Here is a 26,442-nt window from a genome sequence, read left to right as displayed (position 1 = left end):
AGCCGGAGACCTCTTTTTGTAATTATAAGAATTTATTTGCTTTTCGCTTCTTAGATCTCATGGTGCGAAGACCGGCTGCTACGCTTCTTGGCAATTTCCCGCCGCACGACCGGTGCCACCTCCGTTGCGAGCAGCTCAATAGCCGTCGCTACCTTGTTGAAGGGGAGTCCGCCAATGTCCAGCTGGGCCATAAAGCGGTTATGGCCGAACAGCTCATGCTGGTACAGGATTTTCTCTATAATCTGTTGCGGACTGCCAACGGCAAGCGTGTTAACAGGAGAGACGAACCGTCCGAAATCGCTGCGGGATACTCCGTACTCCTGGCCCGGATGCGGGCTGATGGCATTGCGGTAGCTGTAATAGTAAGGGTAGTACTCGTCCAACGCCTGCTGTGACGTCTTCGCAATATATCCGTGGCTGGTGATGGCGATCTTTAAGTCCTCTGGAGCATGACCGGCTTTGGCTCCGCTTCTGCGGTAGGTTTCGGCAAGATTCTGAAAGGGTTCAGGACTGCCGCTGAGAATGGCGATAGCCATCCCAATACCAAGCGTGCCGGCTCTTTCGGCACTTTCGGCCGAACCGCCAATGCCGACCCAGAGCGGGAGCTTCCGCTGCAAAGGCCGCGGGGCGATCTCGGCATTCTTCAGCGGGGAGCGGAAGGTTCCCTTCCAGTTCATGACTTCATGCTGATTGAGCTCCAGCAGCAGATCAAGGTTCTCCGTGAACAGCTTCTTGTAATCTTCCAGCTCATATCCGAACAGGGGGAAGGATTCCAGAAAAGCACCTCGTCCGGAGATGATCTCCGCCCGGCCGTCCGACAGAAGATCAAGTGTGGCGAAGTCTTCGAAGACCCGTACCGGATCTATGGTGCTCAGCACCGTTGTGGCGCTTGTCAGCTTGATCCGTTTCGTGGCCTGCGAAATTGCCGCGAGTACAACCGGCACCGAGGAGATGACAAAATCAAGCCGGTGATGCTCACCGACGCCGAAGACGTCCAGCCCCGCCTCATCGGCCAGCTTGGCCGCTGCGATGACTTCATGGAGACGCTGCCGGGGGCTGATGGTCTGACCTGTATGACAATCGGCTACGATGTCACCGAGTGTGTAAATACCGAATTCAAACTCCGGCACGTTTTCTTGTGGAACGCTGTTATTCATAAATGCTGACCCCTTGTTCAATAGAATGTTAAATATAGTAAATGGTAGCCGGTCCGGTGTGTGAGGAATATTGATGATTATAACATAATAGCTTACAAAATGTAAGTATGTGAACAAATGATAAAGGTCTGTGAACCGCGGAGGTCTTTCAGTCGAGTATCTTCAGAAGAAGCCTATTCAATGCATCCGCTTGAATGAATGTACTTAAGTAAACAGCGTTTTTTCGCTATAAATGAAATGTGATGAAACAAGCCATTCGGTTCTTTTGTAAGCATAAAGAAGGTGTTCCAGAAGCCGTGAATGAATAAGGCTTCCGGGACACCCTCTTGTCGTATCCATGTATTAGCAGGCACTATGCAGCTGGACTGTTTTACAGCAGTTCCTGAATAGCCGGCTCAATGTCCAGCGGATCACTGTAGGATTCAAAACGCTTCACAACTTGGCCATCGCGGTCAATAAGGAACTTGGTGAAATTCCATTTCACTTCGTCGTCAGCCAGTGTTGCAGGCTCACGCTCCTGAAGCATGGCATGCAGCAGCTTCCCGCTGGCATTACTTTCATCGAAGCCTTCAAAGCCCGCCTGACCGGTCAGATAGTGAAACAGGGGATGTTTATTTTCGCCTTTCACATCAACCTTCTCAAATAGGGGGAAGCTAACTCCGTAGTTAATTTGACAGAAGACGTCTACTTCTTCGTTGGTTCCGGGTTCCTCCCCGAACTGATTGCTGGGAAATCCCAGAATTTGAAATCCGTCATCCTGATATTTCTCATAGAGCTTCTGAAGGTCGGAATATTGCGGAGTGAACCCGCATTTGCTGGCGGTATTTACAATCAGCAGGACTTTATCCTTGTATTGTTCAAGACTGGTTTCCTTGCCCCGAATGTTGCGTGCGGTATATTGATATATGCTCATTGCTGAATCATCCTTCCGCAATATGTAATGAAATATTCATATTAATTAAATTGTACACAATATAATTTTGTGTGTCAAATTGTGCAATGTATTTTTTTGTGTGTACGAAGCTGGCAGTTGAGATTATACTAAGGTGTACGAACCGTTCTTCAGCAGGCGGAGAGTCTCCCCATACAGTTAGACACTGACAAAAGAATATAATGCTGGAGGAAATTTGATGAGTACTACAGAACTTACTAGCCAACTTTCCAGCTACACAGGAAGACTGCTGAGAGAGCGCTTCGGGAAAGGGCCCGAATCCATACATGCATCTATCGGAGAGCAATGCATCGCCATGCATATCCGCAATTTTATCGGGCCTGTGGAGAAATTTTTGTTAAACAAGGAAGAGGAGCAAGCGTTCCGCTACACGCGGGAGCTCCTGATGAAATCACTGCTTCCCGAGCTTTCGGCTTACCTGAAGGATCAGATGGCTATTGAGATCAGCGAGATTTTTTATGATTGGGGCATACATAACGCGTCAGGAATGATCGTTGCACTCATCAAGCACAGCGGAGTGGCTGTTGACGATTATGCCGGGCGGGAAGAAGTCCATGCCCAGATTAATGAAGTAAGCAGGAAAGTGCAGAAGGAACCGGAATTTACTGACTCCTGGTGGCTTGGCCCACGCACTCTGATCATCAAGCGTGAGGGAATTCTGATTCCTCTGGAGAAGGAACTGATTGGCCTCGGCTATGAGAATACACTCAAAACAACGAAACGCAAAATGGAAAAACGTTATTTGGAGGATACCACCACAATTGCGCCGATGCTCGGCAAGGAGCTGTCTGACATTTATGTGGATTGGGATTTCGACAAGGATACCAGTGTGATAGCATATACTTTTCATTAAACATCATAAATGAGGTGGAAATGGGTCGGACATGCAAATGAGCCGAACATGAGCCGGAGAAGGGGGAGATGACCCTTTCTTCGGCTTTTTTATTTTTCCCTGACTAGGTATATTGCGCATCAAACATTTAGGGGGATTTGATGAATGGGGGAATACAAGCAGACGGTGCTCTATGTAGAAGATAATGAGCTCAACATGGATTTAATGCATCATATCTTCAAAAGAAATCTGCCCTCCGTATTACTGCTGAAAGCTGATACGGCGAAGCTTGGTCTGCAGATTGCCAGGCAGAAGCTGCCGGATCTGATTATTTTGGATATCGGCTTGCCCGACCTGAGCGGTTATGAGGCATTGGAGTCTTTGAAGTCGAAAGAGGAGACCCGGCATATTCCGGTTTTGGCGATCAGCGCCTTTGCCCAGAGCTTGGATATCGAGCGGGCCAAAGGTGCAGGTTTTGCCGGGTATATTACAAAGCCCTTTCAGGTCAAAGAAGTTACGGAAACTGTAGAGGCTCTGTTAACAGGGGGTTTCTGACACCGGACCGGGATTAGAGCAAGGGTGTGCAATCAAAGGTGGGGCACTGGGGAGAACTCCGCCGGAAGGCCGGTTTGCCGGCAAAAAGCCGTTCTATAAGGATTATTACGAAGCCGCTTTGTTAAGGGCTTCTTTGTATTTAACTGTTCTTGCCCGCGTATCCGGGATTAAACCTATGATAAACTAAAAGGAAAATGCAGGAACGGGGATTATATAATGGAATCTGAATTTGTGGACGACTTGATACATCATGCAGAAGAAGCGCTTGCGCTTTATTCTATCTCGGAACCAGCGATTGAATATATTAGACATAATGAAAATATGACGTTTAAGGTAACAGATACAAGCGACGGCAAACAATATTTGCTGCGCATACATAAACCTGCAACAGCAGGTCTGTTTGGTATACAGCATACACTTGAAGGCTTACAGTCAGAAATGTACTTACTTCAGGGATTATCCCAAAAGAACAGCCTGCGGGTGCAGAAACCCTCTGTTAACCGTGCGGGCCAGTTTGTTTCAGAATACACAGCCAATGAATTTGGTTCTTGTTATGCAACCTTACTGGAGTGGATAGAGGGGTCAACGCTTACTTTGCAGGAAGACAACATAGGGCAGATTGTTTTTGCATTAGGGGAGAAGCTGGCGGATCTACATCATTTTTCACGGGAATCCGCACTGCCGGCGCTAACCAGACCTGTATATGACGCAGCAAGAATAGACCGTGCGATTGAGGAACTTAGATATGGAATTGAAGCCAGCCTGTACAGTCAAGAGCACTATGAGATCATTAAGGAGGTTCTGGAATATGTAAAGGGCCAACTGAGGGATTTGGATACTCAACAAGAGTGGGGGCTCATACATGCCGATGTTCAACTTGGGAATGTTATTATTACGAATGAGGGTCCCTGTTATATAGACTTTGGATTATTCGGTTATGGCTATTACCTATTTGACCTGGGCAGCGCATCTTCCATCCTTCCAAGCGAATTAAGGCAAACCCTATTGCTGGGTTATGCTTCAAGGTCCACTTTCACTTTTGATCAGGTACGGTATATTGAAGGATTGATTTTTATGGATATATTTATCAGCTATCTGTTTTTTATTCATGACCCTGACCGGAATGGCTGGATTAAAGAGGACGCAGCAAAAGTATGCGACACCCTGTGCAGGGATTTTCTTGCCGGAAAAGAAGTTTACTATTCATTCTAAGACCTGCAGAAAGTGAATATTTAATGCCTTGAATATTATAGCTGAAAAAGCGGGAATAACATTTGACTTTCGCCCGATTATACAAGATATTTATATTGAAGTTTTAAAATAAGTGAATTTCACTCAATACTCCACAAACGGGCGGTGGATCAGATGTTAAGACAGCATGCGGAGGTATATTCCCGCTTTGGACAGGCGTACAAAACGGGAAAGGTTGGAGTAGCTTTTCTTTCTATGGATGAGAAATGGACCCGTATAAATCCCGCGGTAGTTTTGATGCTGGGGTATTCGGAGGAACAGCTCCTGGAGCATGAATTCGGTGAGTTTTTGCATAATGATTCTTTGGCGGTATATAAAAAGATGATGGGGGCTCTGCAAGCAGGAGAGGCCCCCTTTTTTGAATGTGAAATTAAGCTGACCCGTGCCGCCGGCACACCGGTCCAGCTGCTTCTGCATGCTGTGCTTGTCAGCGATCCTTGTACGGGGGAGAAACTGCATTATTTAATTCATTTGGCTGAGATTCCGGAGGGGAATCCCGCCGAAATCATCCCTCCTCCGAGTGATGAACTCTACCGGCTGATCGCCGCGAACATAAGGGATATTGTGTATTATTCCACTCTGGACAACATATGCCTGTATTGTTCACCTTCGATTCGGGAGGTGCTTGGGTATGAGCCGGAGAAGCTGATTGGACGCGATATCCGCGGGCTGATTCACCATGAGGATCTTTCCGCTTTGGAGCTCTCTGAGCCTATGGAGTTTCAGAGCATTCAGCTGCGAATCCGCCATGCCGGCGGGCGATACCTCTGGATTGAATTCACCCTGCGTTTAATTGAGGACGGGGATAGCATGAGCGTGCTTGCGGTAGGCCGTGATGTAACAGAGCGCAAAGCCGTAGAGACGATGCTGCAGGAATCCATCGAGCGGTATACCTCCCTGAAAAAATATAATCATGATGCGATTATTTCCCTGGATCTGCAGGGCAATATCATAAACGGAAATGAACAAGCCTGCCAGTTGACAGGCTACACCATCCCTGAAATGGTCGGAATGAGTGTCAGTCTGATTATCGGCGCCCATCATCTGCATGATGTAATCGATTATTGCAATGGGAACAACAGCATGGAGCGGAACATCAATCTGATCTGGCATAAAGACGGCCATACCGTCGAAGTGCTGACAACAATCGCCCCCATCATCATCAACGAGGAGCGGGTCGGATTCTATATTATCGTGAAGGATATTACCGAGCAGAAGAAGCTGCTCATTGCCAAGGAGATTGCTGAGAATACGAACAAGGCCAAAAGCGAGTTTCTGGCAATGATGAGCCATGAGATCCGCACACCGATGAATGGGGTTCTGGGGATGACCGATCTGCTGTTGGATATGAGTGAACCGGACTCAGTACAGCGAGAGTATCTTGATATTATCCGGCAGAGCGGTAATACGCTGTTGAATATCATCAACGATATTCTGGATTTCTCCAAGAATGAAGCGGGCAAAACAGCCCTGCACGAAGAGCCGTTTGTACTGAGGAACTGCATGGACTCCGCGCTCGAACTGCTGCTCCTTAAGGCGGAGGCGAAGGGGTTATACATTGAGGTTATGATGGGCGCAGAAGTGCCGGAGCATTTGATAGGCGACGCAGACCGGCTGAAGCAGATTCTGCTCAATTTAGTCGGCAATGCAGTGAAGTTCACCTATACCGGAGGTGTCACAATACAGGTCCGGACTGCGGCGAAAGCCGCAGATGGCATTACGCTGCAATTCACTGTTGCTGATACCGGGATTGGTATCCCGGAAGACTCCCGGGAACGGCTATTTGAGCCGTTTTATCAGCTTGAGCAATTTATGGGCCGGCGTCATGAAGGAACAGGCCTGGGCCTGGCCATTACCAAACAGCTTGTTGAACTGATGGGCGGTAGCATCGCACTGGATACGGGCACGAAGATTGGTGCGGCCTTTGTATTCACTGTGGTGCTTCGCGAGGAGGACAAAGGTTCAGACGGGGTACCGGGTACCGAGTTGCCGAGCCTGGGTCCGGTTGGCCGGGAGCTGCGTATATTAGTGGCCGAAGACAATGAAATTAACCGAATCGTGCTGCGCAAAATATTGGAGAAGCGGGGCTACGCTGTCGATGTTGCGGTAGACGGGCTGCAGGTAGTGGAGATGGCCGGCAGCAAGGACTATGACATTATTTTCATGGATGTGCAGATGCCCGGGATGAATGGGCTGGAAGCTACCAGGGTTATTAAACAGACGCTTCCTCAGGAGAAGCTTCCGGTAATTATTGCGGTTACGGCAAATGCGCTGAAGGGCGACCGTGAGCTTTGTCTCGAGGCCGGGATGGATGAATATATCAGTAAGCCGCTCAGAAGCGAAGCTATTTCGAATATCATCGGAAAATTTTTCTGAGGCGAAAAAACAGGCTTGGGCGCTTAATCTTATCAAAGGTTATTTTAGTTGCTTAAAGCTGCGAAGCGGTACATTGATGTCTTGCATCAGAGGATCTTATTGATTAAGATAGCATCAACTGGCGCAGAAGAAGCACCGGCATATAACACAAATGACAATGACGAAGAGAGTAAGCGCTAGAAGCGGATCTTAACAGGGAAGGTGTGCCGGAGACTGAGAGCACCCTCATGAGACGATTAGCGCCGAAGTTCACTTCCGAGTCGGCCCCTGAAGTATTTGCTGCAGCAACTATGGGTAGGGAGGCCCGCGCCCCGCGTTATCGGGTGTAAGACAGGGTTAATCCCGGGCAGGAAATGAGCTTTCATTTTTTGTGCCGGCGGTTGTTTTTGATTAATCCTAAATAAGGGTGGTACCACGGCTCCTCGTCCCTTGCGACGGGGGGCCTTTTTGCGTTCATAGGTTGAATTAATCGAGAAGAGGGAGTGGAAGGTAATGAGCAACGTGGAATTGGATGGGCTGAGAGCCCGCCTGGATGAAATTAATGAGCAGCTGCTGGAGCTGATCTCCGAGCGTGCCCAGGTAGTTCAGGAAATTGGTGTAGTTAAAGAAAAGCAAGGCGTGCCGAAGTTCGATCCGGAACGGGAAAAACAGATGCTGGAGAAGCTGGTAGCGGGCAACAAAGGACCTTTCACAAGCGGAACGATCCGCAGCCTCTTCAAGCAAATCTTCTCCGCTTCTCTGGATTTGCAGTCTGCCGAGCATAAGAAAAGCATGCTTGTCAGCCGTAAGAGCCACAAAGAGGACACCGTTATTGTCCTGCCGGGCGATGTGACCGTCGGCGGCCTGTCGTCGCTGATGGTAGCAGGCCCTTGCTCCGTAGAAAGCGAACTGCAGACCCGTACGGTGGCCGCGGCGCTGCAAAAGGCCGGAATCCGCGTAATGCGCGGTGGAGCGTTCAAGCCCCGGACTTCGCCGTATGATTTCCAGGGCCTTGGCATGGATGGGCTGCGGATTCTCCGTGAGGCGGCTGATGAATACGGCCTGCTGACGATCAGTGAAATCGTCGATCCGGCACATCTGGAGCCGGCGCTGGATTATGTGGATATTATACAGATCGGCGCACGCAATATGCAGAACTTTGAACTTCTCAAGGCAGCTGGAGAACTGAACAAACCGGTTCTGCTGAAACGCGGGCTTGCTGCAACGATGGAAGAATTCCTCCATGCGGCTGAGTACATCATGTCACGCGGAAATACCCAGGTCATGCTGATCGAACGCGGTATCCGCACTTACGAGAAATGGACGCGTAATACACTGGACATCTCGGCCGTGCCAATTCTGAAGCAGGAGAGCCATTTACCGGTGCTGGTGGATGTGACTCACTCCACCGGACGTAAGGATATCCTGATCCCTTGCGCCAAAGCGGCACTCGCCGCCGGAGCCGACGGCATCATGGTGGAGGTTCATCCCGATCCGGCGACTGCATTGTCGGATGCTGCGCAGCAGCTTAATATCGAGGAATTCAATACCTTCTTCAATGAGGTTAAGGCTTCAGGACTGTACCGGTAATTTAAAACTATTGAATGGACTTGATTTTCGCAGCATATGCGAGAAAAAGACCGAAATAAACGCTTACAAGTACAGGCTGCACTTTTGTGGAGGTTATGGCGGGTCAGGTACAATAGGAAACATTGGCGTTGCACCGGACCGGACTGTTTGGAACAGTCCAATCAACCATAACAGAAACAGGAGGAAACAGAAGCTTGAAGCAGCTAAAATTAAATAACGGGTGGTTTTCCAATACACGGAGCGATGTTCTTTCCGGAATGACGGTGGCAATTGCACTCATTCCCGAAGCGATTGCATTCTCGATTCTTGCCGGAGTAAGCCCGATGGTCGGTCTGTATGCCTCCTTTTGCATCGCAATTGTAACATCGTTTGCCGGAGGCAGACCGGGCATGATCTCGGCAGCCACCGGCGCAATGGCACTGCTGGTCGGCAGTCTGGTAATCCAGCACGGAATTGAGTATCTGTTCGCAGCTACCGTATTAGCCGGAGTTTTCCAAATCGTGATGGGGATGCTCAAGCTGGGGAGATTTATTACCTTTCTTCCGCAGCCCGTCATGACCGGCTTTGTCAATGCGCTGGCTATTCTGATCTTTATGGCACAGCTTACGCATTTCAAAGGCCAAAGCTGGGTGATGTACGCCCTTGTAGCCTTGACTCTGCTCATCATCTATACGGTTCCGCTGTTCACCAAGGCGGTGCCTTCGGCGCTTGTGGCAATTATTATCGTTTCAGTGCTCAGCATCGTGCTTGATCTGGATGTGAAGACCGTGGGGGATATGGGAGAGATAACATCGGCTTTGCCGCTGTTCCATCTGCCGCAGCTGCCATTTACAATGGATACGCTGCTCATTATATTGCCATATTCACTGTCACTCGCTGTGGTGGGGCTGCTGGAATCGCTGATGACGGCAACTTTAATTGACGATATAACCGGAACCGGAAGCGACAAGAACCGTGAAGCGAAGGGTCAGGGATTGGCGAACATCGTTACGGGCTTTTTCGGAGGCATGGCAGGCTGTGCGATGATCGGCCAATCGATGGTCAACATGAAATCGGGGGGACGCACCCGGCTCTCAACCTTTGTGTCGGGGATATTCCTCTTGTTCCTCATCCTCGTTCTCGGTGATATCGTTAAGCAAATTCCAATGGGAGCGCTGGTAGGCGTCATGATCATGGTGTGCATCAGCACCTTTGAATGGGGTTCGCTGAAGACGCTGGCCCGCGTACCGCTAAGTGATGCACTGGTAATGATTGTAACGGTTGTTACGGTCGTGCTAACGGATAATCTGTCCATCGGGGTGTTGTTCGGTGTTCTGCTCAGTGCCCTGACATTTGCCTGGAAAATAGCCTCGATTTCCCTGAGCGTCCAGACATCCGCCGATATGGTTACGTATGTGGTTTCCGGCCAGTTGTTTTTCGGTACGACAAGCCACTTTATTCATGAGTTTAACTATGAGGGCGATCCGGAGAACATCAGGATCGACTTCACACATTCGCATGTATGGGACCAGTCAGCGGCTGGCGCCATTGCCAAGACGATCAGCAAGTATGCGGCGTATGGCAAATCGGTTACGATTACCGGATTAAACGAGGAAAGCACACAGCTGGTAAAACGGGTTGGCTTGTCCTTATCCGGTGGACATTCGTAATTCATATGATTAATAATTCATCTTTTGAGCAGCTTTCTCTATGGAGAAGGCTGCTATTTTTGTCTGCTCATTTCTGTAAAATGCAACAAGATATTAACCATCCGGCGTCGATAAAGTCATCTCCTGATTCGGATGAACCCGTATACTATTTCTAATAGAAGAATGGCAATATTCCCAACAGAAGAGGAGTGGAGAAATGAATCTCATCCTGAAAAAAATAACCGCAGTGCTGCTTGTGCCGCTGCTGACATTGCCATCCGGCTGCATGCCGTCCGGCAAAGAAACTGCGGACCTCCACGCTACAGCCGCTCCCCGGTCAACGGCAACGGCTGCTGACGTCTCCGGCGGTGTAGATGGTATGGCAACCCCACCGCCTGAGAGAAGCTTCCATCCGGAAAACAGAGCGGGGCTGATTCCACTGGATTGGCAGCGAGTGGAAGAGGCTCCTGTAGTTAAGACCTCCAAAGGGCTCCCGTCAGGCAGCAAAGTGATTTTACAGACAAGGCTGGATGACTTCGGCGGGATACAGGTAACTGTCTATACACAGGCAAAAGATGATGACTATGTATATGCTGATTTAGACACAAGTAAGGGGCATTTCAGCCTTGGCTTCGTAGGAACATACAATTACCGTAAGGTGGAGGATATACAGGTAGAGGTGACTAATCTTTTTAAAGACCGGGTGCTCAAAATCACTGGCGGACTGGGGGCAAACAACTCGCTCAGCAATTACTACGGTATAGATAATAAGGGGACACCGGCGGAAATGCTGCGAATAGACACAGGCCATACCCGGGAATTGGATGTTGACGCCGATGGATACCGGGAAGCAGTGGCAGCACATGGAACACCGATGACTGCATATGTATACCGCTATCACAGCGGGTATGCTGAATTTATATACCTTAATGATGCCTTGCAGGCCAATTCCGTTGTGCTTAGAGACGATTTGGTCTACGAAGCCTCCGATGTCGGTGGGGAGAAACCAAGGGAATACCGCATTTCTCCTGAAGGAATGATTCTGTTAGCCTCTTCTCCCTAATAATATATAGAATACTTCCCCGCAAAAAAATTCCTTGCGACCGCTGGTGCTGCACCACCGTATAGAAGGTTAACAATACCAAGCAGAGCATAATTAGGGAGGTTTCAACAATCATGGAGATTAATCCGAAATTGAAGCAGACTAGGCCAGGCAAACTCATAGGCATCGCGGCGGCGGTATTGGTTCTGGGGCTAATCGCCGCCAACTCATTTGCTACCGTAGAGTACGGGCATGTAGGTTTGTACAAAACCTTCGGCAAACTGAACAACAATATGCTGACGCCGGGCATTCATTTGAAAATCCCCTTCTTCCAGAGTGTAATTCAGGTCAACACGCAGGTAACCAAAGCGGAGACGGACACTACGGCATCGTCTAAAGACCTTCAGCCCGTATCTACCCATGTAGCTGTTAACTATTCCGTCAGTAAAGATTCTGCCTATAATCTGATGAATAATATTGGAGGCAATTTTGATGCCGTGATCATCAACCCGGCGATTCAGGAGATTGTGAAGGAGGTAACGGCTAAATACCCCGCAGAAGATTTGATTACTCGGCGTGATGCCGTGGCGGGAGAAATCAGTGGCCTGCTCACTGCACGGCTGGCCAAATATGATCTAGTCGTTAATGACATCAACATTGTCAATTTCAAATTCTCCGATGCCTTCAACCAATCGATTGAAGCCAAGCAGGTTGCCCAGCAGCAGGCGCTGAAGGCGGAGAATGATCTCCGGCGGGTCGAGATAGAAGCCAAACAGAAGATTGCCCAGGCACAGGCGGAGGCCGAATCCTTAAGACTGAAGAAGCAGGAGGTTACACCTGAGCTGGTGCAGCTGAAGCAAATTGAAGTCCAGGAGAAAGCGCTGGAGAAATGGAACGGTGTACTGCCGTCGGTAACGGGCGGGGCCACGCCATTTGTGGACATTGATTCGCTGACGCAAAAGTAACCATTGGCTACGGCATAAAGAAGAGCCTTGCTCCTGAATGAGAGCAAGGCTTTTTGCATGATTTTAAGAAGATAGCTTGTCCGGTTTCCCGTTATCAGTATTGGAAGAGCATCGTCGGAATTTGCCAGCCGGCGCCTACGGACCAGAAGAAGACATAGTCGCCGCGTTTGATCCGTCCATCCTCGACTCCACGCTGAAAGGCGATAAATGGACTGCTTGTGGCGGTATAGCCAAATTCGTCGCCAACATAGATGAATTTCTCTTCACTAAGGCCGAGCCCCTCTTGAATCAGCTCAATATTTTTGAGTGAGAATTGGGACAGGCAGAAGGCGGAGATATCATCGGTAGTCAGGCCGTTGCGGCTCAGCAGCTCTTTAATATCAGCTATGGCCGCATCCACGCATACTGTACCGTCAAACGGCGTCCAGCGGATTCGAATCTGCTCTGCTGTTATATCTTCGCGATAGATATTGGACAATCCGCATGCTGGAAACATGATGTTCTCGCAGCCTTCGGAATCTGTGTAGTACAAGGAATCTGTAAATCCCCCAGCTTCACTGCTCCGCTCCAGAATAACGGCGGCCGCCGCATCTCCAAAGTTAGGATAGGTAATTTCATCATCCGTATTGCAGTTGACCGAGCTGTAGTCACTCCCTGTGATCAGTGCATAACGGATGCTTGGGTTCGACTGCATGTAACGGCTCGCCTGTTCAACAGCCGCTACCATACCGGCGCAATTGGCATTGGAATCCAGAGTGATGGTGCGATGCTTGCATTGCAGTTTGTTGTGCAGCAGCAGGGCATTGGTAGGATAAGTATACTCCGGTGTCTGTGAAGCGAACACAATCATATCGAGATCTTCACTTTGCAGACCGGCATCCTCAAGCACCTTCTGTGCCGCCTTTAATCCCATCGTCAGCGAATTTTCATTTTCGTCCTTGATAATGTATCTATTCTTTCGGCCCATCACTTCGAGGAACCGCTTGATGTCCTTCCCCATCTGCGCGAAATGATCAAGGTAATAATCATTGCCAACAATGTGCTGTGGATGGTAGTACGCGGCATTGCGGATTCTAATGTTTTCTCCGGTATGTTTCATCAGGTTCACCTACACTTCGATAATTTCATAGTTTGCCAGTTTTGTGGAGCGAGCCACCCGGCTAAGCTGCATTTTCAGCACCGGACTTTTAGCGATTGTGAAGACTACTTTTTTGAACCCGGATTGTTGGTACAGAATATAGCATTGCTCCAGCATAGGCAGCACATCCGGAGAAGAAACATTCAGCGTAGTGCAGTCCAGGACAATCTCATATTCAGTCGGGTCAAACTTGCTTACGGTTTGATTGTATTCCTGAATAAACCGTCCTGCGTCCTCCTCTGACATGGTTCCTTCGACTTGTACATCCAGTTTGTGCTCTTTGGTGTTTGTTGCGAATTTAAAACTACCCATCTGTCCAAACATCTCCTTCTACAAAATAGTTGTGAAATCAATCCAGGAAAATATGGAAACCAATAATTCCATATAATTATTATCGTTGTTTTGAAAAGGTTTATTTAGCATAATTAAACTTTTTATTTTTTTGTATTTATAAAATAGGGTTTAATTCCATTCCGTGAAGAGGTACATAAAGCATATTGAAAGGTGTGGATCGTTCTCCCTCGCCTTTCCAAAGCGTTCTTCTATTGGTATGATTACAGGGTATGAGAATATCTACTGCTATGGAGGAATTAACAATGAGTGAGATTACATTATCCGGGATCATTGATCATACGCTGCTGAAGGCGGATGCACGGAAAGAAGATATCATCAAGTTGGCGGAAGAGGCCAAAGCCTATAAGTTCGCCTCAGTCTGCGTAAATCCAGCATGGGTATCTGTTGCCCATGAAGTCTTGAAAGATACACCGGAGGTAAAAGTATGCACGGTTATCGGCTTCCCGTTAGGCTCTTCAACACCGGAAACAAAGGCCTTTGAAACAACCGATGCAATAGCAAAAGGTGCAGGTGAAGTCGATATGGTGATCAACATCGGCGCTTTGAAGGATGGCAATGATGAATTGGTGAAGCGTGATATCTCTGCTGTTGTTGATGCAGCCCGCGGCAAAGCATTAACCAAAGTCATTATCGAGGCTTGCCTGCTGAGCGATGAGGAGAAAGTTCGTGCCTGCAAGCTTGCTGTTGAAGCGGGAGCGGATTATGTGAAGACTTCAACCGGATTTTCCACCGGAGGAGCCACCAAGGAAGATATCGCACTGATGCGTGCGGCAGTCGGTCCGGACATCGGCGTCAAAGCATCCGGCGGTGTGCGCAGCGCAGAGGATGCCCTTGTTATGGTTGGAGCCGGAGCGACAAGAATCGGCACCAGTGGCGGCGTGGCTATTGCCAAAGGCGAACAGAGCCAAAGCAGCTATTAAAGTTCATGCAGTCCAGCTACTCCAGCTACAAAAAACCGGCTGCGCCATCCTTGTATAAAGGACGGCGCAGCCGGTTTTTTTCTATAGGCAGGGCTTGATTCTATAATTCACATCATTAACTAGAGTAGTGTTTTCCGCTGCAATGTCCATTGAAGAGTACAACTGGTGCAGCTCAGATTAGACCAGTCCTTTGTCCATCGCTTTGCTGATCAGGGTGGCGAACAGGCTGTTAGACCAGGCGAACCACTCGCGTGAGAAATCGGCGGGATTGTCAGGGTGGAAGCCCTCGTGCATATATCCGGTATCCGCATCGGTCCGTATAAGCTCCATTCCGGAATACCCGGATGGCTGGGGGGAAGAGGAGGGACATTGGCTGACCCGGTCATCCATTCTGAAATTGGATAATCTGCTGGACTGGGAGTTTGTTGCGGACACGACACCACTGGATATCAATGACCGGGATAATATTCTGTTCCCTGAGAAAATAGGCGGCAAATTCGTGCTGCTGCGCCGTCCCGAGGAATACGTGGGTGAAGCCTACGGAACCGAGAAGGCGGCCATGTGGATTACCTACTCCGAGGATCTTATCCATTGGGAAGAACCCAAGCTGCTTGCCACAGCCGGGAATCTATCCTGGGAATCGCGGAAGACCGGAGGCTCTACACCTCCGGTACGTACGGACAAGGGCTGGCTGGTGCTCTATCACGGCGTCGATGAGGACATTGTCTACCGTGTAGGAGCCATGCTGCTGGATTTGGAGCAGCCGGAGAAGATCATTGCCCGGACACAAAATTTCATTATGGAGCCGGAGATGTATTATGAGAAATTCGGTTTTCAGATCCCCAATGTCATCTTCCCGACTGGAAATGTAGTCAAAGACGGGCTGCTACGGGGTAACGGACACGGCGATTGCGCTCGCAACTGTTCCGCTGGATGAGCTGGTAGAGCATATCCTGAAGGAAGCACAGTAGCAAAATAACCGCACAAAGTGGGGCCTTAGCTTCAAATCATCAGCTCGGGGAACGAGCCGCAAGCCATTGTGCCGGTTCATGCGGCCATTGCACTGGTTCGTGACATGGGCGGCAATGCGCTCAAATATTATCCGATGCAGGGGTTGAAGCTGGAAGAGGAGTACCGTGCGGTTGCCAAGGCCTGCGGGGAAGCCGGCTTTGCTCTGGAGCCTACGGGTGGAATCGACATGGGCAACTTTGGCCCCATCCTGGAGATTGCGCTGCAGGCAGGCGTTCCGCAGGTCATACCACATATCTATTCCTCAATTATTGATCCGCAGACCGGGAATACGAACGTAGAGGATGTCCGCAGACTGCTCGAAACTATGAAATCGTTGGTGGATCAGTATGCCTAGGATTGCTGCTTTTGGCGAAGTGATGATGCGGCTGCAGGTTCCTGGCTATGAAACGCTGGTCCAGAGCAGCAGGCTGGAGTACTCTTTTTCAGGAAGCGGGGTTAATGTAACGGCAGCGCTGGCCAGATATGGCCATAACGGTGCTATCATAACCACCTTGCCGGAAACTCCGGTGGGTGAAGCGGCGATCGCTTATCTGCGCAAGCTTGGGGTGGATACGTCACTGATCAGCCGGGGCGGCAAGCAGCTGGGGATGTACTTTCTGGAAAATGGCTTTGGAGCCCGCCCCGGCAGAGTCACTTACACAGACCGGCCGGGCAGCAGCTTCAATACCGCCGAGGCGGGCAATTATGATATGGCAGCTCTTGCCTCCCGTGTAGACGTCCTTCATTTGTGCGGCATTACGCTGGCTATGAATGAAGGAGTGCGCAAGCAGATGAAGCAGCTTGCTGCGGAGGTGAAAAGCGCCGGAGGCAAGGTTGTCTTTGACTGCAATTACCGCCCCGGGCTATGGGTATGGATGGCTGTGCCAAGGCCCGCCCGCATTATGAAGATCTGCTGGAGCTGGCGGATACGGTGATGATGAATGAGAAGGACGCGCAGTTTATTCTTGGCATCGGAACTGGAGAATATGATAGAATAACACAGTTGAAGCAAGCAATTCCTGAGGTGGCGAAGCGCTTCGGAATCGGAACGGCAGCGGGAACCCACCGTGAGATTAATGCTGACAATACGCATTCCTTAACGGGACATATCTATCATCAAGGTACATTCGAGTTTTCCCGTAAGCTGACCTTCCCTGTATTTGACCGGATTGGCGCCGGTGATGCTTTTGCCAGCGCCATCATCCATGGGGAATTGCAGCAGTACCCGTGGCAGCAAACAGTTAATATGGCAGCAGCGGCGGCAATGCTGGCCCACACCACCCAAGGCGACACCGCGCTTTTTACCGAGGGTGAGGTGCTCCGGGCGTTGTCAGACCATACCTTAGATGTTGAAAGGTAGTGAACGGCGCGTGTCACTGAAACGCAAGCAAGGTCCTTTATATCAGCAAATTCAAAAAATCCTCAGAGACCGGATTCTGCACGGTGTATATCCTCTGGGGAGCATCATTCCCTCCGAGCCGCAGCTGGAAAAGGAATTTGGTGTCAGTAAAATGACGGTCCGCGGCGCGGTCCAGGAGCTGTCCCAGGAAGGTTATGTACAAAAGAAAAGCGGCGTCGGGACCATTGTGATGCGCAATACCTCCTATCAGAAACTCTCCAAGGGCAAAAAATTTACAGAGCTGCTCGTAGAAGAGGGACATAAGCTGGAAAAAAGACTGCTGGTGTCTGAACTCATTACGAATGATGCCGGTACGGAGGAATACCATCGCCACGGTCCCTATTGCCAGCGGATCGAACGTCTCTACATTCTGAACGGACAGCCTTATATTCATCTGATACACTTCCTGACAACAGAAGCGCTGCCCGGCGGAGGTGCCAAAGAAATGGGTGCGGATATCCAGTCGCTGTATGACTCTTTGGAGGAGAACGACATTGTGCTGGAGAACTTCAAGGACCGTTTTTTTGTGGAGCCGGCACCTCCTGAGGTCTGTCTGCTGCTGAAGCTTCCACCGGGGACGCATGTGCTCAAGCGCCTGCGCAACTCCTACGATGGGGAAGGCAGGCTGATCGAACACAGCGTCGGCTGCTATAACACAGAGCTTCATCATTATCTGGTCAGTTATGACACTTGATTAGTTCCTCCCGGACTTTCGTTGCTTGCAGCGGGAGTCCTTTTTTCGATGCTGGAAATACTTCATAACAAAAACCTGATGGTCCGTAAGTGCTGAGTAATATGATAGAATGATAGGCAAAGTGCCAGCGGATTTGGTGCAACAAGTAAGTGCGAAGGAAGGAGAGAGAGCATTGACGAAGATGAATTACCCGGTCATTGAAACAGACAGGTTGAATTTAAGATTGTTGACGCTTGAAGATCGTGAGGCGGTATTCCGCCATTTCTCGGAGGAAGAAGTAACGCGTTACATGGATATTCCGCCTTGCAGAGACATTAGCGAAGCGGATGAAATTATACAGTTTCACATCGACGATTCGGGCTGACGCTGGGGAGTATTCGATAAGCAGCAGGATCAATTGGCAGGGACCTGCGGCTATCATTGCTGGACAACCGGACCTGAGGGTAAAGCAGAAATCGGCTTTGATCTGTCCAGAGACTTCTGGGGCAGGGGACTGATGACCGAAGCACTCCTTCCGGTGATCACCTTTGGTTATGAAGAGATGGGGCTTGAGGTCATTGAAGCTACAGTTGATCCGGGGAACGATAGATCCCTTCGCCTGCTGACAGCGTTGGGGTTTTGTAGAGATGAGGAGCTAGTAAACAATCTGGTATACTTCTATATGCGGCGAAATCAATTTGCCGGCTAGACACTCTTGCCGTTTACGATTAAAGTCCGATACATAGCGATGAAGCCTGATATATAGTGAAAAATGAAAGCGTTATCCACGGGAGGAAGTACGATCAAATCAATAGTTCCTCTAAACAAAATAAAACACAGTGGAATAATGAGATATTTTTCTTTTCAAATGACAGGGTTTGTGAGAGAATAGTTTCAATTCTAAATTAAATTGTTAACGGTTGCCAATTATGAATGGGAGGAAATACCAATGTCAGAAGACCGCAAGCTGTCGTTTGAAACTTTAGCCGTTCATGCAGGACAAGAGATCGATCCAACTACTTTATCGCGTGCCGTACCGTTGTATCAGACCACTTCCTACGGGTTCCGTGATGCGGAACATGCAGCCAATTTGTTCGCGCTCAAGGAATTCGGCAATATCTATACCCGTTTGATGAACCCGACCACCGATGTGTTCGAGCAGCGGATTGCTGCGCTTGAGGGCGGGGCAGGGGCGCTTGCCACAGCTTCAGGGGCAGCGGCAATTTCCTTCTCTATTCTGAATATCGCCGGTGCAGGGGATGAAATTGTGTCCTCCGCAAGTCTCTATGGCGGAACATACAACCTGTTCTCTACCACACTGCCCAAGCTGGGCATCAAGGTTCATTTTGTGGATTCGGATAATCCTGAGAACTTCCGCAGTGCGATTACAGATAAGACGAAGGCACTCTACGCCGAAACGATCGGCAATCCGCAGGGAAATGTACTGGATATTGAAGCCGTGGCGGCCATTGCCCATGAGCATGGCATTCCGCTGATTGTGGATAATACCTTCCCGAGCCCGTATTTGCTTCGCCCGATTGAGTATGGAGCCGACATCGTAGTGCACTCAGCTACCAAATTCATCGGCGGGCACGGTACCTCCATCGGCGGAATCATTGTGGACGGCGGCAAATTCGACTGGAAAGCCAGCGGCAAATTCCCGGGGCTGACCGAACCGGACCCTAGTTATCATGGCGTAGTTTACACGGAAGCTGTAGGACCGATTGCCTATATTATTAAAGCCCGCGTGCAGTTGCTGCGTGATTTGGGTGCTGCGATTTCACCGTTTAACTCCTGGCTGCTGCTGCAAGGGCTAGAGACTTTACATTTGCGTCTTGAGCGTCACAGCCAGAATGCGCTGAAGGTTGCACAGTATCTGGAAGCCCATGAGAATGTGGAATGGGTCAGCTATGCCGGATTGCCGAGCCATCCTTCCTATACACTTGCCCAGAAGTATTTGCCAAAGGGGCAAGGCGCAATCCTTACCTTCGGAATTAAAGGCGGAGCCGCAGCGGGTGTCAAGCTGATAGAGAATGTGAAGCTGTTCTCCCATTTGGCCAATGTCGGTGATTCCAAGTCACTGATTATTCATCCGGCGAGCACTACACATCAGCAGCTTTCTGCCGAAGAGCAGACAACAGCAGGTGTAACCCCTGAATTGCTGCGTTTGTCGATTGGTACGGAATCCATTGACGATATTCTGTATGATCTGGAGCAGGCGATTGCCGCCAGCCAGCAATAAAGACAGCACAGCAACTGCAATTAAATAGTTACGGCCTGCAGCGCTTCGCTGCAGGCTATCAAGGCCTTTGCCATTATGCGGAGCCGTTTCCTTCATAATTATGAATCAGATTAATTCTAGGTGATTGTTCACCTGCATGATCCTGTTCATACTGTGACAGGACGGCGCATGGGGCAGATGGCCTTTTTGCATAGCTGAAGGAATGCAGAATATCGTTTCCCCTCAAAGCATATGCCTTACACAAGGGAGCGCCGGGTGATTTCATGCTTCTGCAAACTCCGTTAAGAACTTACTCATTTGACAACGCTTGCATATTTCATGGCCCATTCCCGTATTTATAAAAAGAAGCAGCGTAACATGCCGGTGTTAACACGTCCCTAAAACGGATGCCGGCAGCAATCCAATGCCAAAAAGGTGGGTGCGGTGATGAAGGGTGAACAACAGCAGGATCATGTTCGGAGTAATGAGGAGCGCCCGTTCAAGTATAACGCCGGTGATCGGGCTATAGGAGTGGAGATGAGCCAGGCTGCATCTGTGGCTTCCGCTGCTGCGGAATTTATCGACGAAGGGGAGCGGCAAAAGGGAATGGGCCCATTAAACCGTGCTTATTTCAAGCGTCCGGGAGAACGTCCGGCCTTTCTGGTGCTGCGTGACGGCTGTGAGGATCGCCCGCTCTTCCGGGAGGATGCCGGAACGGCTCCAGTGGGCCCTTGTCTGATCCGGAGCGAAGAGTGGCTCAATACTCCCGAGCTAGCCGAGCTGTATGACAGCTGGTTGACGAGTGAAGATGAAGTCCAGACGGAACGGACCTTGCAGCGGATCTATTACCGGCTGCGGGCCGCATCCTTGGCGCTGCTGGAATCAGCAGACGGGGCCTGGACCGCAGTCACCCTGCTATATACGCCGGAGCTTGCCGCGTTGCCTGCAAGGCTGGCCGTGCTTCAGGATGCGCAGCTCGAAGCGCTGTTCTCCGCCGTGGCGGAGAGCCAGCGGCTGGGCAGCGACTGCCGCGTGGATCTGCTGGCGCCATACCCCGCCAGCGCGCCCGAATTCGCGGTGATGCGCGAATTCATCGAGGGCGTGGCCGAACAGACACTCGGCCACGCTTATGCGGCGGCTTGCCGCACCGGGGCGCTGATCGCGCCCGGTGCGCATCACGCCGCCGGGGAAATCGCGCGTATCGCCGATTTCCTTGTGCTGGACGGCGCGGCCTGCGGGGACGCGCCGGAAGCCAGCTCCGCCGAGGGCTTTGCCCGTGCGGCGGGAGAGATGCTGGCCGCCGTGCGGCGCGTGAAGCCGGCGGCGGTGGTGCTCGCCGCGGGGGCACCGGCGGCGGCCGCGCTTGCCGATCTGTATGCGATCGGCATGAGCGGGATCTTTTGCAGCGCTGGCCAGCGGACCGAAGCGCTGCTCAGGGCAGCCTGCCTGACCTGGATGGCCCGGCAGGACCATCACGAAGATCCAGCCGCCGGCGGTTGGCTGTAGGATTTCCTGGCGCCCTCCTGCTCTGGCAATAGCCGGCGAACGGGCGCCTGTCCAGTGAATATCCGCCATTTCATGCGGCGGCTCGCATATCCGTTATCATTGGTGTGCCTGTTCAAATGATTTCTGGTATTCCGGGCATCTGTACAACGATTAGCCCGCATCCGGGCATAAGACTAACTTCCCCGGCAGCTATTTAGCTTGATACTGGCTGGGGGTCGAAGTCGCTGCAATTTAACTGAATGATGAGGTCTCGGGGGATAGTTGCACTTTGTACATTTATTTCATTACTTTTTAAGCTTTATTGAGCTATAGTTGCATTCAATACAGCTATAAAAGCAAAATCAGCCTGCAGAGGAGCAATCGGCTATTTTTAGCTGCATGAACTACAACTATTTCACTGAAACGTTTGTTTTTGCGGTGAATAGTTGCAGTAAATACACCTAGCCGGGCAGATAGCAGACAAAGCACTCGATCCATTCGGTTCAGCCAAGTGTTCCTTTTCTTGATTCTTAAAGCAATTAAAAACGTGGTAACCGATGCATCCCCTTGTTCCGCATTGCTGCGGTAAACAAGGGGATGTTTGCGTTCGAAGGGAGGGGGGCAGCACCGGCAGGACAAACCGTGTACGTTGTTGCTCCCATCCCCGCGATGTTGAGGTTACCTCAATCCCACGATTAGATAACCCGTGACCGCATTAGCCCACGTACACTGTTGCTCCCAATGCTTGCGATGTTAAGGTTACCTCAATCCCACGAATTGATATCCCCGTGACCGATTAGCCCACGTACACCTTTGCTCCCAATGCCCGCGATGTTGAGGTTACTTCAATCCCACGAATTGATATCCCCGTGACCGATTAGCCCACGTACACCTTTGCTCCCAATCCCCGCGATGTTGAGGTTACCTCAATCCCACGAATTGATATCCCCGTGACCGCATTAGCCCACGTACACTGTTGCTCCCAATGCTTGCGATGTTAAGGTTACCTCAATCCCACGAATTGATATCCCCGTGACCGATTAGCCCACGTATACTGTTGCTCCCAATGCTTGCGATGTTAAGGTTACCTCAATCCCACGAATTGATATCCCCGTGACCGATTAGCCCACGTACACCTTTGCTCCCAATCCCCACGATGTTGAGGTTACTTCAATCCCACGATTTGATTTCCCCGTGACCCCATCAGCCCACGTACCCTGTTGCTCCCAATGCTTGCGATGTTAAGGTTACCGTCAAGCCTTGATATCCACGATCCTCCAGTTACCCATGTACACTGTGCGCATGATCCCCGCGTTGCTGATCCTACCTTTGTTCTCTTGATTCTTACGTTACCCAATGTCCAAGTTAAGCCGTTGCTTACAATACCCAGTTTCCCCAAGCACGCACCCACACTCGTCATTCATTCATTCATTCATTCATTCATTCATTCACACACACACACACACACTCACTCACTCACTCACTCACTCACTCACACTCACTCTCTCTCCCATATTGCAATCGTCATCCCCGTACCCCCCTCAAAAAAAAGGCTAGTCTCCGGGTTTACATTCGAACGGAAAGTGGTATAGTATTACTATAAGTTGCACCGAGGAAATATATTTGCGCTATTGCAACAATGATTATCATTCTCATTTACCATGCTGTCCCGGCTGAGCCGGGGCAGCATGTGTCATTTTAAGGGCTTTAATAATGGCTCTCATTCTCAGTTGGCTGCTCTTCATCTTGTCAGGGACAGAATGCCAATGCTCCTAAACCAATCAGGAAGGTGATTTTACATGCATGCAACATCCAAACAAATGCCAAAACCAATAGCGCGCCAAGGCAACGCGCAGCAGCCCCGTACACCGGAGCCGCGACGTTTCGATCCGAAGGCTATGCTGGGCAATTCTGAAATGCAGGCTGCCCTGGGCAGCGGATTACTTATGCTGATTGCTTGGGCAACCAGCGGCTGGTCGGAAATCCTCTCAGTGCTGCTCTATGTGATCTCTTACACGGTAGGCGGCTGGATTAAAGCGAAGGAAGGCGTGGAGACACTGGTCAAGGAACGCGACCTCGATGTCAACCTGCTGATGATTGCTGCCGCTTTGGGCGCCGCTTCAATCGGCTACTGGAACGAAGGTGCGATGCTGATCTTCATCTTTGCACTGAGCGGCGCTCTGGAGAGTTATACCATGGAGCGCAGCAAAAAGGACATCTCCTCCCTGATGGCCCTAAAGCCAGCCACGGCAGTGCGCATTGAGCAGGGGGCAATGAACGAGGTTGCAATTGATCTTTTGGCCATCGGAGATTTGCTGCTGGTGCGGCCCGGTGAACTGATTCCCGCTGACGGTAAAGTGTGCCGGGGCGAATCGGCCGTCAATCAGGCTTCGATCACAGGCGAATCATTGCCGGTAGAGAAAACAGCCGGAAGTGAAGTATTCGCCGGGACGGTGAACGGGGAAGGCCCGCTTTATATCGAAGTTACCAAGGCTGCAGAGAACACCCTTTTTGCCAAGATTATTAAGATGGTGGAAGAGGCGGAGAGCGAAGTGCCGGATTCACAGCGGTTTATTAAACGGCTGGAGTCGATTTATGCCCGGGTGGTTGTGGCTGCAACGGTTGCATTGATTGCATTGCCGCCATATCTGCTGGACTGGAGCTGGAGCGATACTTTTTATAAAGCGATGGTCTTTCTGGTGGTGGCTTCACCGTGTGCGCTGGTCTCATCCATCATGCCTGCCATGCTGTCGGCCATTTCCAAAAGTGCGCGCAAAGGCATCCTGTTCAAAGGTGGCGTGCACCTGGAGAATATGGCGCGGACGTCCGTGGTTGCTTTTGACAAGACCGGAACGTTGACTGAGGGAATCCCGCAGGTAACGGATTTTATCGCCGGAGAGGGGTATGACCGGAGGGAGCTGCTGGCGGTCAGCGCATCCATTGAGAAATTGTCACGCCATCCGCTGGCGGAGGCGGTTGTCCGCATGGCTGAGGAGGAGCAGGTGGAGCTGTACAATATCCAGGAGAGCAAATCTGTAACCGGCTGGGGGATTGAAGGCACGGTTCAAGGCCAACAATGGAGAATCGGCAAATCGAATCTTTTGGATGAGCCGGCAGTTCAGAGAGATGACGAACCAGTACAACACTGGAAAACCTTGCGGCAGCAGTTCGAGATGGATGGAAAGACCGTGTCGCTGATTCTGGCCGGTGACAAAATCGCCGGGATGATTGCGCTGCAGGATACGGTGCGTCCTCAGGCGGAAGTTGCTGTACGCAAGCTGCAGAAGCTGGGAATTAAGGTGGCTATGCTGACCGGGGACCGGGCAGAGGCGGCGCAGGCGATGGCAGCAAGAACGGGAGTGGACATGGTATTTGCCGATCTTTTGCCGGAAGATAAAGTAAGTCATATTAAAGCGCTTCGTGAGCAATATGGCCATGTGATTATGGTTGGTGATGGGGTCAATGATGCTCCGGCTCTGGCAACGGCCACCGTTGGCATGGGGATGGGCATGAAGGGCAGCGGTGCGGCACTTGAGATTGCCGATGTGGTCCTGATGAACGATAATATTGAAGAGATTTCTTCGACCATTGCGCTGGCCCGCCGGTCGCAGCGTATTGTGAAGCAGAATATGATCTTTGCTGTTACCGTGATCGTCAGCCTGATGCTGGGCAACTTTTTGCAGGGGATCGCACTCCCCTTCGGTGTTGTTGGTCATGAAGGCAGCACAATTCTCGTGATCCTGAACGGATTAAGACTTTTACGCTAATTAAAGCTGAAATTGACAAACCTACAGGGTATTCCGGAAATTTAATTGCTTAAAATTGAATTGTTCACAAAATGGGTACGATTACAGCGTGTCTGGCATATTGACAACTCCTCCTTGGGTGATCATAATAAGTACTACATTATAATAATTTTAATTAAGGATTGACGCTTAACCGTCCATCTCAAGGAGGATATAGTCATGTACAAATCCATTATCGTTGGTACCGGACCGGCCGGACTGACTGCTGCTATCTATTTGGCCCGCGCCAACCTGAATCCGCTGGTGATTGAAGGCCCGCAACCGGGTGGTCAGCTTACCACTACAACGGAAATTGAGAATTTCCCCGGATTCCCTGAAGGTATTATGGGTCCTGAACTCATGGACAATATGCGTAAGCAGGCTGAGCGTTTCGGTGCAAAGTTTATTACAGGCTGGGTGAACAGTGTAGAGCTGGGAGATCGTCCGTTCAAGCTGAACGTTGAAGGTATGGGCACATTGACTACAGATACACTGATCCTATCGACAGGTGCTACGGCAAAATATCTCGGCATTCCCGGTGAGCAGGACAATATCGGACGCGGTGTCAGCACTTGTGCGACTTGTGACGGATTCTTCTTCCGCGGCAAAGAGATCGTCGTTGTCGGCGGCGGTGATTCCGCCCTTGAGGAAGCTGGCTTCCTGACCCGTTTTGCTTCGAAAGTTACCCTTGTGCACCGCCGTGAAGAACTGCGTGCTTCCAAAATTATGCAGGAACGTGTCCGCGATAATGCCAAGGTGACCTGGGGGCTGAACCGTACTCCACTGGAAGTGACTTCCGGGGACAAAGGCGTGAACGGTCTGAAGGTGCTTAATAATGAAACCGGCGAAGAGGAATTCATTGAAGCCAGCGGTGTATTTGTAGCTGTCGGCCATCATCCGAATACTTCCTTCCTGGGTGGTCAAATTACAACGGATGCGAGCGGGTATATCGTGACCAATCCGGGCACCTCCGAAACCAATATTCCCGGCGTATTTGCTTGCGGCGACGTTCAGGATACCCGTTACAGACAAGCCATTACGGCAGCGGGCAGTGGTTGCATGGCAGCAATGGATGCTGAGAAATACATTGAAAGCCTGGAGCACAGTGCGGTTATTTTGTAACCCTCTA

Annotated in this window: 19 protein-coding genes and 5 pseudogenes; 19 read left to right on the top strand and 5 right to left on the bottom strand. The window is 50.4% G+C overall.

The window, feature by feature from the left end; all coding sequences use genetic code 11:
- Positions 1–50: 50 nt before the first annotated feature.
- Both NST99_RS29595 and NST99_RS29590 read right to left on the bottom strand, forming a co-directional pair.
- Positions 51–1,157 (bottom strand): LLM class flavin-dependent oxidoreductase, encoded by a 1,107-nt coding sequence (locus NST99_RS29595; protein ID WP_341096483.1) that lies wholly within the window; start codon positions 1,155–1,157, stop codon positions 51–53.
- Between the two features lie 370 nt (positions 1,158–1,527).
- A complete protein-coding gene (locus NST99_RS29590; RefSeq protein ID WP_341096482.1) occupies positions 1,528–2,070 on the bottom strand; it encodes a glutathione peroxidase in 543 nt (180 codons plus the stop codon).
- Positions 2,071–2,287: 217 nt separating this feature from the next.
- On the opposite strand from NST99_RS29590, the gene NST99_RS29585 reads away from it, so the two are divergent.
- The 8 genes from NST99_RS29585 (at position 2,288) to NST99_RS29550 (ending at position 12,327) form a co-directional block, all read left to right on the top strand.
- The gene (locus tag NST99_RS29585; RefSeq protein WP_341096480.1) at positions 2,288–2,962 is read left to right on the top strand and encodes a Na-translocating system protein MpsC family protein; all 675 of its coding nucleotides are present in this window, start codon (positions 2,288–2,290) and stop codon (positions 2,960–2,962) included.
- A 144-nt stretch (positions 2,963–3,106) separates the two neighbouring features.
- Complete coding sequence (locus NST99_RS29580; protein WP_341096479.1) at positions 3,107–3,496, top strand: response regulator; 390 nt, start codon at positions 3,107–3,109, stop codon at positions 3,494–3,496.
- 216 nt (positions 3,497–3,712) lie between these two features.
- A complete protein-coding gene (locus tag NST99_RS29575; protein ID WP_341096478.1) occupies positions 3,713–4,708 on the top strand; it encodes a phosphotransferase enzyme family protein in 996 nt (331 codons plus the stop codon).
- 153 nt (positions 4,709–4,861) lie between these two features.
- Positions 4,862–7,123, top strand: a complete 2,262-nt coding sequence (locus tag NST99_RS29570; RefSeq protein ID WP_341096477.1) for a PAS domain S-box protein — start codon at positions 4,862–4,864, stop codon at positions 7,121–7,123.
- A gap of 492 nt (positions 7,124–7,615) precedes the next feature.
- Positions 7,616–8,692 carry a bifunctional 3-deoxy-7-phosphoheptulonate synthase/chorismate mutase gene (locus tag NST99_RS29565; RefSeq protein WP_076114024.1) on the top strand — a complete coding sequence of 359 codons (1,077 nt, stop codon included), beginning with the start codon at positions 7,616–7,618 and terminating at the stop codon, positions 8,690–8,692.
- A gap of 194 nt (positions 8,693–8,886) precedes the next feature.
- Complete coding sequence (locus NST99_RS29560; RefSeq protein ID WP_341096475.1) at positions 8,887–10,341, top strand: SulP family inorganic anion transporter; 1,455 nt, start codon at positions 8,887–8,889, stop codon at positions 10,339–10,341.
- Positions 10,342–10,537: 196 nt separating this feature from the next.
- Complete coding sequence (locus tag NST99_RS29555) at positions 10,538–11,383, top strand: hypothetical protein (protein WP_341096473.1); 846 nt, start codon at positions 10,538–10,540, stop codon at positions 11,381–11,383.
- A gap of 113 nt (positions 11,384–11,496) precedes the next feature.
- Entirely contained in the window at positions 11,497–12,327 is an 831-nt protein-coding gene (locus NST99_RS29550) for a prohibitin family protein (protein WP_341096471.1), read from the top strand.
- 94 nt (positions 12,328–12,421) lie between these two features.
- On the opposite strand, the gene NST99_RS29545 is transcribed toward NST99_RS29550, so the two are convergent.
- Entirely contained in the window at positions 12,422–13,426 is a 1,005-nt protein-coding gene (locus NST99_RS29545) for a ketoacyl-ACP synthase III (protein WP_038596683.1), read from the bottom strand.
- A 9-nt stretch (positions 13,427–13,435) separates the two neighbouring features.
- Positions 13,436–13,777: a hypothetical protein gene (locus tag NST99_RS29540; RefSeq protein WP_038596681.1), complete on the bottom strand. Its 342-nt coding sequence runs from the start codon at positions 13,775–13,777 to the stop codon at positions 13,436–13,438.
- A gap of 284 nt (positions 13,778–14,061) precedes the next feature.
- On the opposite strand from NST99_RS29540, the gene deoC reads away from it, so the two are divergent.
- Positions 14,062–14,739: a deoxyribose-phosphate aldolase gene (deoC, locus tag NST99_RS29535; protein WP_340896456.1), complete on the top strand. Its 678-nt coding sequence runs from the start codon at positions 14,062–14,064 to the stop codon at positions 14,737–14,739.
- A 177-nt stretch (positions 14,740–14,916) separates the two neighbouring features.
- On the opposite strand, the pseudogene NST99_RS29530 reads toward deoC, so the two are convergent.
- Positions 14,917–15,063, bottom strand: a pseudogene (locus tag NST99_RS29530) (glycoside hydrolase family 125 protein); the annotation flags it as partial.
- Between NST99_RS29530 and NST99_RS29525 the strand changes: the two are divergent.
- The 10 genes and pseudogenes from NST99_RS29525 to trxB form a co-directional block, all read left to right on the top strand.
- A pseudogene (locus NST99_RS29525) lies at positions 15,062–15,710 on the top strand (glycoside hydrolase family 130 protein); the annotation flags it as partial. The pseudogenes NST99_RS29530 and NST99_RS29525 overlap by 2 nt on opposite strands.
- Positions 15,711–15,748: 38 nt before the next feature.
- Positions 15,749–16,105, top strand: a pseudogene (locus NST99_RS29520) (KDGP aldolase); the annotation flags it as partial.
- A pseudogene (locus NST99_RS29515) lies at positions 16,098–17,110 on the top strand (sugar kinase). The pseudogenes NST99_RS29520 and NST99_RS29515, both read left to right, overlap by 8 nt.
- Positions 17,097–17,843, top strand: a complete 747-nt coding sequence (locus tag NST99_RS29510; protein ID WP_341096467.1) for a GntR family transcriptional regulator — start codon at positions 17,097–17,099, stop codon at positions 17,841–17,843. Before NST99_RS29515 ends, NST99_RS29510 begins: the two are co-directional and overlap by 14 nt.
- Before the next feature lie 172 nt (positions 17,844–18,015).
- Positions 18,016–18,207 (top strand): GNAT family N-acetyltransferase, encoded by a 192-nt coding sequence (locus NST99_RS29505; protein ID WP_341096465.1) that lies wholly within the window; start codon positions 18,016–18,018, stop codon positions 18,205–18,207.
- Positions 18,208–18,222: 15 nt separating this feature from the next.
- A pseudogene (locus NST99_RS29500) lies at positions 18,223–18,531 on the top strand (GNAT family N-acetyltransferase); the annotation flags it as partial.
- Positions 18,532–18,771: 240 nt separating this feature from the next.
- Positions 18,772–20,064 (top strand): homocysteine synthase, encoded by a 1,293-nt coding sequence (locus NST99_RS29495; protein ID WP_341096463.1) that lies wholly within the window; start codon positions 18,772–18,774, stop codon positions 20,062–20,064.
- 426 nt (positions 20,065–20,490) lie between these two features.
- Positions 20,491–21,549 carry a hypothetical protein gene (locus NST99_RS29490; RefSeq protein ID WP_341096461.1) on the top strand — a complete coding sequence of 353 codons (1,059 nt, stop codon included), beginning with the start codon at positions 20,491–20,493 and terminating at the stop codon, positions 21,547–21,549.
- A gap of 1,799 nt (positions 21,550–23,348) precedes the next feature.
- Positions 23,349–25,295 (top strand): heavy metal translocating P-type ATPase, encoded by a 1,947-nt coding sequence (locus tag NST99_RS29485; RefSeq protein ID WP_341096460.1) that lies wholly within the window; start codon positions 23,349–23,351, stop codon positions 25,293–25,295.
- 198 nt (positions 25,296–25,493) lie between these two features.
- The gene (trxB, locus tag NST99_RS29480) at positions 25,494–26,435 is read left to right on the top strand and encodes a thioredoxin-disulfide reductase (protein WP_341096458.1); all 942 of its coding nucleotides are present in this window, start codon (positions 25,494–25,496) and stop codon (positions 26,433–26,435) included.
- The last annotated feature ends 7 nt before the right edge of the window (positions 26,436–26,442 follow it).

It is taken from the genome of Paenibacillus sp. FSL L8-0470 (assembly GCF_038008625.1).
Taxonomy (GTDB): domain Bacteria; phylum Bacillota; class Bacilli; order Paenibacillales; family Paenibacillaceae; genus Paenibacillus_AQ.
This window is presented reverse-complemented; position numbering and strand designations above follow the sequence as displayed.

Coding starts and splice junctions, on each gene's coding strand:
- NST99_RS29510 (WP_341096467.1), top strand. CDS start 17,097: ATGTTGAAAGGTAGTGAACGGCGCGTGTCACTGAAACGCAAGCAAGGT.
- NST99_RS29570 (WP_341096477.1), top strand. CDS start 4,862: ATGTTAAGACAGCATGCGGAGGTATATTCCCGCTTTGGACAGGCGTAC.
- trxB (WP_341096458.1), top strand. CDS start 25,494: ATGTACAAATCCATTATCGTTGGTACCGGACCGGCCGGACTGACTGCT.
- NST99_RS29495 (WP_341096463.1), top strand. CDS start 18,772: ATGTCAGAAGACCGCAAGCTGTCGTTTGAAACTTTAGCCGTTCATGCA.
- NST99_RS29565 (WP_076114024.1), top strand. CDS start 7,616: ATGAGCAACGTGGAATTGGATGGGCTGAGAGCCCGCCTGGATGAAATT.
- NST99_RS29545 (WP_038596683.1), bottom strand. CDS start 13,426: ATGAAACATACCGGAGAAAACATTAGAATCCGCAATGCCGCGTACTAC.
- NST99_RS29490 (WP_341096461.1), top strand. CDS start 20,491: ATGAAGGGTGAACAACAGCAGGATCATGTTCGGAGTAATGAGGAGCGC.
- NST99_RS29575 (WP_341096478.1), top strand. CDS start 3,713: ATGGAATCTGAATTTGTGGACGACTTGATACATCATGCAGAAGAAGCG.
- NST99_RS29590 (WP_341096482.1), bottom strand. CDS start 2,070: ATGAGCATATATCAATATACCGCACGCAACATTCGGGGCAAGGAAACC.
- NST99_RS29585 (WP_341096480.1), top strand. CDS start 2,288: ATGAGTACTACAGAACTTACTAGCCAACTTTCCAGCTACACAGGAAGA.
- NST99_RS29540 (WP_038596681.1), bottom strand. CDS start 13,777: ATGGGTAGTTTTAAATTCGCAACAAACACCAAAGAGCACAAACTGGAT.
- deoC (WP_340896456.1), top strand. CDS start 14,062: ATGAGTGAGATTACATTATCCGGGATCATTGATCATACGCTGCTGAAG.
- NST99_RS29580 (WP_341096479.1), top strand. CDS start 3,107: ATGGGGGAATACAAGCAGACGGTGCTCTATGTAGAAGATAATGAGCTC.
- NST99_RS29555 (WP_341096473.1), top strand. CDS start 10,538: ATGAATCTCATCCTGAAAAAAATAACCGCAGTGCTGCTTGTGCCGCTG.
- NST99_RS29595 (WP_341096483.1), bottom strand. CDS start 1,157: ATGAATAACAGCGTTCCACAAGAAAACGTGCCGGAGTTTGAATTCGGT.
- NST99_RS29485 (WP_341096460.1), top strand. CDS start 23,349: ATGCCAAAACCAATAGCGCGCCAAGGCAACGCGCAGCAGCCCCGTACA.
- NST99_RS29550 (WP_341096471.1), top strand. CDS start 11,497: ATGGAGATTAATCCGAAATTGAAGCAGACTAGGCCAGGCAAACTCATA.